Raw genomic sequence first — 9249 nt, 5'->3', positions numbered from 1 at the left:
AGATGCCTAGATATCTCTACCATTTTATCCTCTCTTTTAGAATGAAATAGCCCTGCAATAATTCACTAGGATGATGAATTAAAAAATCTGGGTTTTGTTTGCTGAGGGCTTCGGAAGAATTAAAACCCCAACTGACAGCAATAACTTTGATATTGGCTTTTTTAGCAGATTCTATATCTCTAGTTTCATCACCGACATAAATTACGGCTTCGGCTTTGAAATGTTTTTGTCGCAATACATTATTAATAATTGTGGTTTTACCAAAAATAGTTACTCCTGAATAAATAAATTCAAACAAATAATCTAAGTTATGAAATTTGAGAAATTGATTGACATTTTCTGGGGAATTAGAGGTAATAATTCCCAGGTGATAACCTTGATTGTGGAGTTCTATTAATGCGGTATTAATTCCCTCAATAGGTTTTAATTCTGGGATTTTATGTTTTAATTCTCCTTTTACTTTTTTCATCATAAAAGGAATTTTGAATAGGGAAACACCAGAATATTTAATAATTTCTCTGGCTGTTAAATTTCGTAGAAGGACTAGTTCTTGCGAATTAATCGGCACATATCCAAATTCCAAGGCTAAACGATTGGCAATAGTTACAAGAGCATCTACTGTATCAGCAATCGTCCCATCGAAATCAAAAATTATTACTTTCTGGGTCATTATTATGCCTGGATTTGTCAAGATTAGCGCGAGCATTACGTCGTAACATTTCTGGTTTTATGCGTCGCAAGGCTGATGCTGTGAACTTTTGATTCCACTCCTCATTTGATATGTGGGCTAATTCTACCAGCTTTGGGGCTAAATTCCCAGGATATGGTTGAAAATCCTTGACATTAGTTGGTTGAGCAAATCGCTGATTCCAAGGACAAATATCTTGACAAATATCGCAACCTGCTATCCATCCTTGTAAATGGGGTGTGATGTCTGCCGGGAGTTGTTCGGCGCGGTTTTCAATGGTATGATAGGCGATACAGCGATTAGCGTCTACAACAAAGGGTGCGGTAATTGCACCTGTCGGACAGGCTTGCAAACAACGAGTACAAGTGCCACAATGTTGGGTGGATGGGCGATCGCTTTCTAGTTGCAGATTGGTTAATATTTCTGCCAAGAACACCCAAGAACCATATTTTCTGGTAATCACATTCCCGTTTTTAGCAATCCAACCAATGCCGGCTTTTTGCGCCCAAACTTTATCTTGGACTGGGCCTGTATCTGCATAATAACGGGCTTTGACATTTTCGCCTAGTGATTCTAGCCAACTAGCCAATTGTTTGAGCTTTTTGTGCATAACTTTATGATAATCTCTTCCCCAGGCATAACGGGAAATTTTGCCATATTCGTCTCCTGATGGACGTTGATGGGGGGTATAATAATTTAAGGCTAGAGATATGAGCGATCGCACTTCTGGCATAACTAAACGAATATCCTCACGCTTGGGGTTTTTCATCCATTCCATATCAGCGTGATAACCCATCTTTAACCAAGCTTGCAATTTTTCTGTTTCTGTCGTCTCTAAATCACCGACAGCAGCAATCCCTACTTCGTGAAAGCCCAATTCTTTGGCTTTTGCTTTCACTACTGCGCTACTAATTAATGTATTTTCATTCATGTTTCATGATGATAATTTTTTAGGAAATAATTAATATTTTTGGTGGGTTATTTGTTGCTAACCCACTATTTTAACTGGTTTCAATAACCGCTTGCTCAAAATTCTCTTTAAGAATCTTCTGGAAACACCCACTTTGGTGGTTCTGACATTTTTTTCCGCAGTCTTTCTTCAGCTATTTCTAGCATTTTGTCTAAAGAAGTTTCTTCGATGAATTTTGAAGCTGATTCTCGATACTCGATATTGGGACATTTATCACCTAAAACACACCCGTTGACACAGGCTTCAGCACAGTTAATTTTTTGTTCCACAGTCAATTCCTCTCTAATGTGGGTGTTTTTGTCTTGTACATAAATTTTACAACAACACTTGGGAAGCGTAAAGCTTGATCAGTTCCAGGAAAGTAGTGATACCAAATGTAAGATGAGGCTGAATAGAATTAGATTTCCAGAATATTTGAACGCAGATAAACGCAGATAAACGCAGATAAATTAATGGATTTCGTGATTCTGTGCCACCTCACATAAAGTTGGTATTACTTATTTTTCGTTGCTAATTCTGGATTTAACCTTTGTGCCAGCGTGTTCCTTCTTTGCTATCTATTAAACTAATACCTTTTGTTAATAGTTGATCACGAATTCTATCAGATTCGGCGAAGTTTTTGGCTTTTCTGGCTGCTTGTCTTTGTTGAATTAATTCCTCAATTTCCAGATCACTTAAACCATCCTGTGCAGGTGTTTCTGTTTCTGGTTCAGCAGTAAAACCTAAAACATTTGCTAATGTAATTAAGGTTTGCCATTTTTCCAGTAATTCATTTGCTGAAGTTTCTGTTTTGCCTTGATGAACAATAATATTTCCTTCCCGAATTAATTCTTTTGCTAATTCAAAAATTACGGCTAAACCACCAGGGAAATTAAAATCATCATCAACAGCTTCTTTAAATTTATCAATGTAGGTATGAGAAATTAGATTATTCCCAGTCCCCAGTCCCCAGTCCCCAGTCCCCAATTTTTCACCATGTTGATAACCGAAAAGTAATCCTTCTTTGATAGTATGCCAACCGTTAGTTGCTGCTAATATAGCATCATCGGTAAAATCTATAGGTTTGCGATATTGTGCCATCATCACAAATAATCTTACCGCCATTGGGTCTACACCCCGATCTAATAATTGACGAATGGTGATAAAATTACCCAAAGATTTGGACATTTTTTCCCCATCTACCTTCACCATGCCATTGTGTAACCAATAATTAGCTAAAGGTTTGCCAGTGACAGCTTCCGATTGAGCAATTTCGTTTTCATGGTGGGGAAAAATTAAGTCAGCGCCACCAGCATGAATATCTATAGTATCACCCAGGCGATCGCGCACCATCGCCGAGCATTCAATATGCCATCCTGGACGACCTTTTCCCCAAGGAGATTCCCACGCAGGTTCATCGGGTTTTGCAGCTTTCCACAGGGCAAAATCAAAGGGGTATCGCTTCTTTTGATATTCGGCATCTTCCACATTTACCCGTTCACTTGCACCAGCTTGCATATCCTCCAATTTGCGTCCCGAAAGTTTGCCATATTCAGCAAAACTTTGGACAGCATAATACACATCACCATTAGATGGATACGCAAAACCTTTGTGTTCTAAATCGTGAATTAATCTTTGAATCCCATTCATTGTATGTGTCGCGCGGGGATATTCATCAGCCTCTTTAATCCCCAACCGGGACATATCCTCAAAATAAGCTTGAATATAGCGTTCTGCAACAACTTCCATCGAAGAATCTTCTTCCCGTGCGCGTTTAAGAATTTTATCATCAATATCAGTAAAATTTTGGATATAACGCACATCATAACCAATAAACTGAAGGTAACGACGCACCACATCCCAAACAATACAAGCTCTAGCATGACCCAAATGGCAGTAATCATAAACCGTCACACCGCAGTAATACATTTTAACCTTTCCAGGTTCGACGGTGGTAAATTGTTCTTGACGACGGGTCAGAGTATTGTAAATAGATAGGGTCATAATAGAGTAATGCGGAAATCGGACGATAAACAATAATAACCCAAGTTGATGACAATGGCGTAAATGAAAATTTTAGTAGCTAATAATTGGCTAAGATTCTTATTAGTAAAACTTCGTAATCTTGTTAACACTTGGAGGTAATACTAATTTTATATGAAACTGCACAGAATCATAAAATCCATTACTTCATCCAGATTTATCTGCGTGTATCTGCGTTTATCTGCGGTCAATGATTCTGGAAATCTTATTCTCCGCAGCTTCATCTTAATTTAGTGTTACTCTAATGCCGAGTGGACAAAATCAAGATAAAATTTAAAATACACCAAAATCCTCCTTCATGACTATGCCAACAACAGTTAATTCCGAATCTCAAGTAATGGAAGTTGCCAAGCAAGGTTTACCAGTTACCATTATTACAGGTTTTCTTGGTAGCGGTAAGACCACTTTACTCAACCATATTCTCACAAATCAACAAGGTGTGAAAACTGCGGTTTTAGTGAATGAATTTGGTGAAATTGGCATTGATAATGAATTGGTTGTTTCCACTGACGAAAATATGGTGGAATTAAGTAATGGTTGTATTTGTTGCACCATTAATAATGACTTGGTTGATGCTGTTTACAAAGTTTTGGAAAGAGAAGAAAAGCTAGATTATCTAGTTGTGGAAACAACAGGTTTAGCAGATCCTTTACCTGTTGCTATGACATTTCTAGGTTCAGAATTACGAGATCTAACTCGGTTAGATTCTATTATTACTGTAGTTGATGCGGCAAATTATAGCTTAGATTTATTCAATTCTGAAGCTGCTTTGAGTCAAATTACTTATGGTGATGTGATTATTCTCAATAAAACTGATTTGGTTGATGAACCAACCTTACAGGATTTAGAGAAAAAAATTAACAATATCAAAGAAGGTTCAAGAATTATTCGCACAACAAAATCCCAAGTTCCCCTACCTTTGATTCTTAGTGTCGGGTTGTTTGAATCTGATAAATATTTTGATGACCACGCAGAAGAACATCATGATCATGATGATTGTGGACATGAACATCACGACGATCATGATCATTCTACCTGTGGACATGACCACCATGAGCATGAACATCATCACCATTCTGACCATTTAGAAAATGATGGTTTTCTCTCTATTTCTTTCCAAAGTGATAAACCTTTTTCGATTAGAAAGTTTCAACATTTTCTAGATAACCAATTACCCACAAATGTCTTCCGTGCTAAGGGGATTATGTGGTTTGATGAAAGTCCGCAACGTCATATTTTCCATCTTTGCGGTAAACGCTTTACTATTGATGATGATCAATGGAAAGGTGAAAAGAAAAATCAATTAGTCTTAATTGGTCAAAATCTAGATACCGAAACTTTACTTCAGCAGTTAGAAAACTGTATTTGTCTTCCTTCAGTAACTAAAGGTAAGGGATTTGGGAAGTAGTAATTAGGGTTTGCTGAAAAAGTTGTCTGTGAGGGATAGGAGTCAGCACTTCGGCTCCGCTCAGTGACCAGTCAGGAGGAAGAATTAGAAGAAGAAAAGAATAGTCTTGAATCCAAGTGATAGGTTTTTGCTAATTTCCACCCTTATTCCTTGCACCTGATTCACCTTTTTCAACCCTCAACCTCTTGATATATCTAGGTTTTATCTTTATATGGCTTACGCCACGCTACGCTATCAGCAAGCCCTCATTAGTCGTTTTCTGATCATATCTAAACCCCCAACATATCCCCAACTTTTTTAATAAATTGGGGATCTTGTTGTTTTGCGGGTGTCAGATACCACATGAAAAAGTTTTCAAACAACCTCTAAAAAAATAGGACTTACGCAAGTGTCACACTAAAAATTTGTTGTAGGGTGCGTCAGACTGCATAAATCTTGTAAATAAACAGATTGTTGATATCTGACGCACCCTACCAATGTGCCAGTTGCGTAAGTCCTGAAAAATTAGGGGAAATATTCATTATTAAGAATATCTTCAAGACTAAAAGGACATTGCTTTGGAAAAATCTCACCAGGTAAACCTGTCTTTTGAATTGCTTGTCTTCTAGCTTTAGTATAAACCTGTTCTAAACAACTCAGGCAATAGTTGTAAAGTGTTTTGGAGCGGAAAGAAAATTCCAACTCGTCACGGAAGTTAGAGATTTCAATTTGCCAACCTCGTTGACAGGTTTCTTTTTCAGTTTCCCAATAACAACAAAGCAGAAGATGGATTAATAACTGTTTCAAATAACTTTCTACTTTGCGTCTTTGTTCTATTCCCAATGCTTCAATCTCTTCTGCTAAATGCTGCCAATCTAAATTATTAATATCTTTGTTTTCTAACTGTTTGAGTGTGTTTTCTATCCACAGATAATAATCTGTTTCATATAGTGTTGATTGTAGATATGTAGAAACTGCTGTGGTCATACTTTATCCTTCGGATAACAGACATATTTATTCTAACATAATAAGTTAAATGTAGTTAAATTTAGTTCCTGACAAATCATTGTTTTCAATAATTATAACAATAGAAAGGTGATTTCTACAGAGTGCTATTTGCTATTTCTATTCTTTAGCAGAAGCAACATTTCGGGCTGGTGCTGGCACATTACAAATTTTGCGAATTTCTGCAACGCGCTCTAACCAATTCATTTTTTATTAATTTTATTTTTATACTATGGTGTATTAAAAAGGGGCATTTTAGACAAATACCCCATTAATGTTGTTTACAATTCCAACTTTTTCAAATGCCTTAAACTGATGTTGGTGTTGCTTCTACTGCTGGTTCTACTACTGGTTCTACTGTTGCTTCCGGTTCTGGATCTGGTAAACCATAGATAGAACGATAAAGTTTATCGTACTCTTTAGCCGATTCATACCAACTGAAGTTTGCACTCATCCCCCGTTTTTGTAATTCTTGCCATTGAGGTTTGAAACGGAAACCCTCCCAAGCGCGAATCATACAGGTGAATAAGTCCAGAGGTTCATAGCGGTCAAAGCAATAACCTGTACCTGCTTCATTGACTGGATCAAAGTGGCTGACGGTATCAACTAATCCCCCTGTGCGACGGACAATGGGAACAGAACCGTAACGCAAAGCCATCATTTGACTGATGCCGCAGGGTTCAAAGCGACTAGGCATTAAGAAGGCATCTGTACCTGCGTAAATACGGCGAGAAAGGGCATCATTATACAGGAGGTAGGTGGCCATGCGTCCGGGATAACGGGATGCGAGTTGCCACATTTGGGTTTCATAATAGCGATCGCCTGTTCCCAAAAGGACAAACTGAGCATCTGTATAAGCCATGAAACGGTCAAGGATTTGTAATACTAAATCCATCCCTTTTTGTTCTACTAACCTTGTCACCATGCCGATGAGAAAGGCATTAGAATTAACTTCTAAACCGACCTCTTCTTGCAGAGCTATTTTATTAGCTTTGCGTTGATCAAGGGTATCTATCGTAAAGGTTTGGTTAATGTATTTATCATTAGCAGGATCATAAATATCAGTATCTATGCCGTTAATTATTCCTGATAATTTGCCACTAACAAAAGATAATAACCCTTCTATTTGTTCACCATAGGCAGGTGTTTTGATTTGTTCTGCATAGGTGGGAGAAACTGTATTGACTTTATTGGCAAACTGAACTGCGGCTGCCATTGTATTGTGTCCTTGCATATACCAGGGACACCAAGTAATTTTCTCTAAATACCACCGCCAAGGTCCTTGATAAGCGAGGTTGTGAATGGTGAAGACACTGGTAATATCTGGAGATTGATTCAACCAGACTGGTAACATTCCTGTGTGCCAATCATGACAATGGACAATTTCTGGTTTCCAATAATTCCAACAAAATTCCGCCGCACCATTGGAAAAGAAGGTAAATCTCCAATCTTCATCTTCTCCACCATAAATTCGTCGGGGGAGGAAAACTGGATGTCCGAATAAATACAAAGGAACATCAGTTCCCGGCAGGACACCTTCATAAACTGAAAATTCCTGGAACATGGCAGAACCTTTCCAAATGGGTTCTTTGGGAACTGGCATTTTATCGGCAACAAAGCCATAGTAAGGCATGAAAATCCGCACATCATGACCCATTGCTCTCAATACTTTGGGTAATGCACCTACAACATCCCCCATGCCGCCAACTTTTGCAATGGGAGCGGCCTCTGCGGCTACAAATAAAATTTTCATATTTTTGTCAGTTGTCAGTTGTTAGTTGTCAGTTGTCAGTTGTCAGTTGTCAATTAACTTATGATCCTCGTTGAACTTCGGTGAAGATTTTTTCTAGGATTTCTGTAGCGCCTTTTTCCCTGAGAATACTGGCTAGTTCTGCGCCTAATTTTTCGGCATCAGCCGCCGCACCGGTGACGGTATCTTTAATTATTTGTTGACCATCAACACTGGCAACCAGACCTTTTAATGTTAATTGATCACCATTAATTTCTGTATTTACACCAATGGGAACTTGACAACCGCCTTCTAAAACTCGTAAAAATGATCTTTCTGCTAAACAGCGATCGCGTGTTTGCGGGTGTTCAATGGCTTTAAGTAAGGCAATTACTTCCTCATCATTTGCTCGGCATTCTATCCCCAAAGCACCTTGTCCAACGGCATGGAGAGAGATTTCGGGGGTGAGAATTTGATGGATGCGATCGCTCATTTCCAATCTTTCTAAACCAGCAACCGCTAAAATTAAAGCATCATACTCACCTGCATCCAGTTTTGCCATGCGTGTGATCAAGTTTCCCCGTACATCCTTAAATGTAAAATGAGGAAACTTATGGCGTAACTGTGCCAATCTTCGCAAAGAAGAAGTCCCAATCACCGCACCTGCGGGTAAAGTCTCGATTTGCAGGCCTTTATGCTTTTCATGCAGCACCACAGCGTCTGAGGGGTTTTCCCGTTCTGTTATTGCTGCTAGGGTCAACCCTGCTGGTAAATTAGTGGGAAGATCCTTGAGGGAATGCACAGCAAAATCAATATCTTCATTGATCATGCCCAATTCCAATTCCTTAGTAAATAGTCCTTTATCGCCAATTTTTGCCAAGGCTACATCCAGGATATTATCCCCTTGGGTAGACATGGTGTGGACTTCAAAAGTAATTTCGGGAAAGCTTTTCTGGAGTTCCGCTTGTACCCAGTATGTTTGAACTAAAGCTAGTTGGCTTTTACGTGAACCAATACGAATAGTGCGTGGAGGACTAGAAACTGAAGTCATAAAACTATTTGTCAAACCAGGCGATAAATTAACATTTATCTAGACTACCGCAGGGAGTGACGCACTGGATTAGATCAGGCTAATTCTGTGAAGATTTTATGGGCAAATTGCTTTACATTTATTTACAATTTAACCTAATTAGCTCAATAAGTTCTTGGACAGGATTGTGAAGTTAACCTTCATGCACATAAATATCTCTGATGGGAAAGGGAATTTCAATACCCTCTATCTGATAACGTTTGTGCAATTTCTTGACAAATAAGTGTTTACCAATCCGCTGATCAAAAAATTCACTAACCCGCATGTAAAGTGTATAATCTATACTAAAATCATTGAAAGTATGAAACCTAATATAAGGTTCATTTTTAAGGTTCTACCGCTCCCTTTATGGAGAAAT

8 protein-coding genes and 1 pseudogene are annotated in these 9249 nt (G+C 38.4%); 1 reads left to right on the top strand and 8 read right to left on the bottom strand.

Features of this window, described 5'->3' with window-relative positions; translation table 11 throughout:
• Positions 1–16: 16 nt before the first annotated feature.
• The 4 genes from FJR05_RS19525 to cysS form a co-directional block, all read right to left on the bottom strand.
• Positions 17–670: an HAD-IA family hydrolase gene (locus tag FJR05_RS19525; RefSeq protein ID WP_168645659.1), complete on the bottom strand. Its 654-nt coding sequence runs from the start codon at positions 668–670 to the stop codon at positions 17–19.
• Positions 645–1619 carry a tRNA epoxyqueuosine(34) reductase QueG gene (queG, locus tag FJR05_RS19520; protein WP_168645658.1) on the bottom strand — a complete coding sequence of 325 codons (975 nt, stop codon included), beginning with the start codon at positions 1617–1619 and terminating at the stop codon, positions 645–647. Before queG ends, FJR05_RS19525 begins: the two co-directional genes overlap by 26 nt.
• A 107-nt stretch (positions 1620–1726) precedes the next feature.
• Positions 1727–1927: a hypothetical protein gene (locus tag FJR05_RS19515; protein WP_168645657.1), complete on the bottom strand. Its 201-nt coding sequence runs from the start codon at positions 1925–1927 to the stop codon at positions 1727–1729.
• A 253-nt stretch (positions 1928–2180) separates the two neighbouring features.
• Positions 2181–3641: a cysteine--tRNA ligase gene (gene cysS / locus FJR05_RS19510; protein WP_168645656.1), complete on the bottom strand. Its 1461-nt coding sequence runs from the start codon at positions 3639–3641 to the stop codon at positions 2181–2183.
• 343 nt (positions 3642–3984) lie between these two features.
• On the opposite strand from cysS, the gene FJR05_RS19505 reads away from it, so the two are divergent.
• Positions 3985–5088 carry a GTP-binding protein gene (locus FJR05_RS19505; protein ID WP_168645655.1) on the top strand — a complete coding sequence of 368 codons (1104 nt, stop codon included), beginning with the start codon at positions 3985–3987 and terminating at the stop codon, positions 5086–5088.
• A gap of 504 nt (positions 5089–5592) precedes the next feature.
• Here FJR05_RS19505 and FJR05_RS19500 read toward each other — a convergent pair.
• The 4 genes and pseudogenes from FJR05_RS19500 to FJR05_RS27425 form a co-directional block, all read right to left on the bottom strand.
• Entirely contained in the window at positions 5593–6054 is a 462-nt protein-coding gene (locus FJR05_RS19500) for a DUF29 domain-containing protein (RefSeq protein ID WP_168645654.1), read from the bottom strand.
• 325 nt (positions 6055–6379) lie between these two features.
• The gene (gene glgA, locus FJR05_RS19495) at positions 6380–7825 is read right to left on the bottom strand and encodes a glycogen synthase GlgA (RefSeq protein WP_168645653.1); all 1446 of its coding nucleotides are present in this window, start codon (positions 7823–7825) and stop codon (positions 6380–6382) included.
• Positions 7826–7883: 58 nt separating this feature from the next.
• Positions 7884–8852 (bottom strand): hydroxymethylbilane synthase, encoded by a 969-nt coding sequence (gene hemC / locus FJR05_RS19490; RefSeq protein WP_168645652.1) that lies wholly within the window; start codon positions 8850–8852, stop codon positions 7884–7886.
• Positions 8853–9024: 172 nt separating this feature from the next.
• Positions 9025–9222, bottom strand: a pseudogene (locus FJR05_RS27425) (mechanosensitive ion channel family protein); the annotation flags it as partial.
• Positions 9223–9249: the final 27 nt, after the last annotated feature.

Origin of the sequence: Dolichospermum sp. UHCC 0259 (assembly GCF_009711935.1) — a bacterium.
Taxonomy (GTDB): Bacteria; Cyanobacteriota; Cyanobacteriia; order Cyanobacteriales; family Nostocaceae; genus Dolichospermum.
The sequence above is the reverse complement of the archived record's forward strand: the minus strand, read 5'-3'. Positions and strand labels throughout refer to the sequence as shown.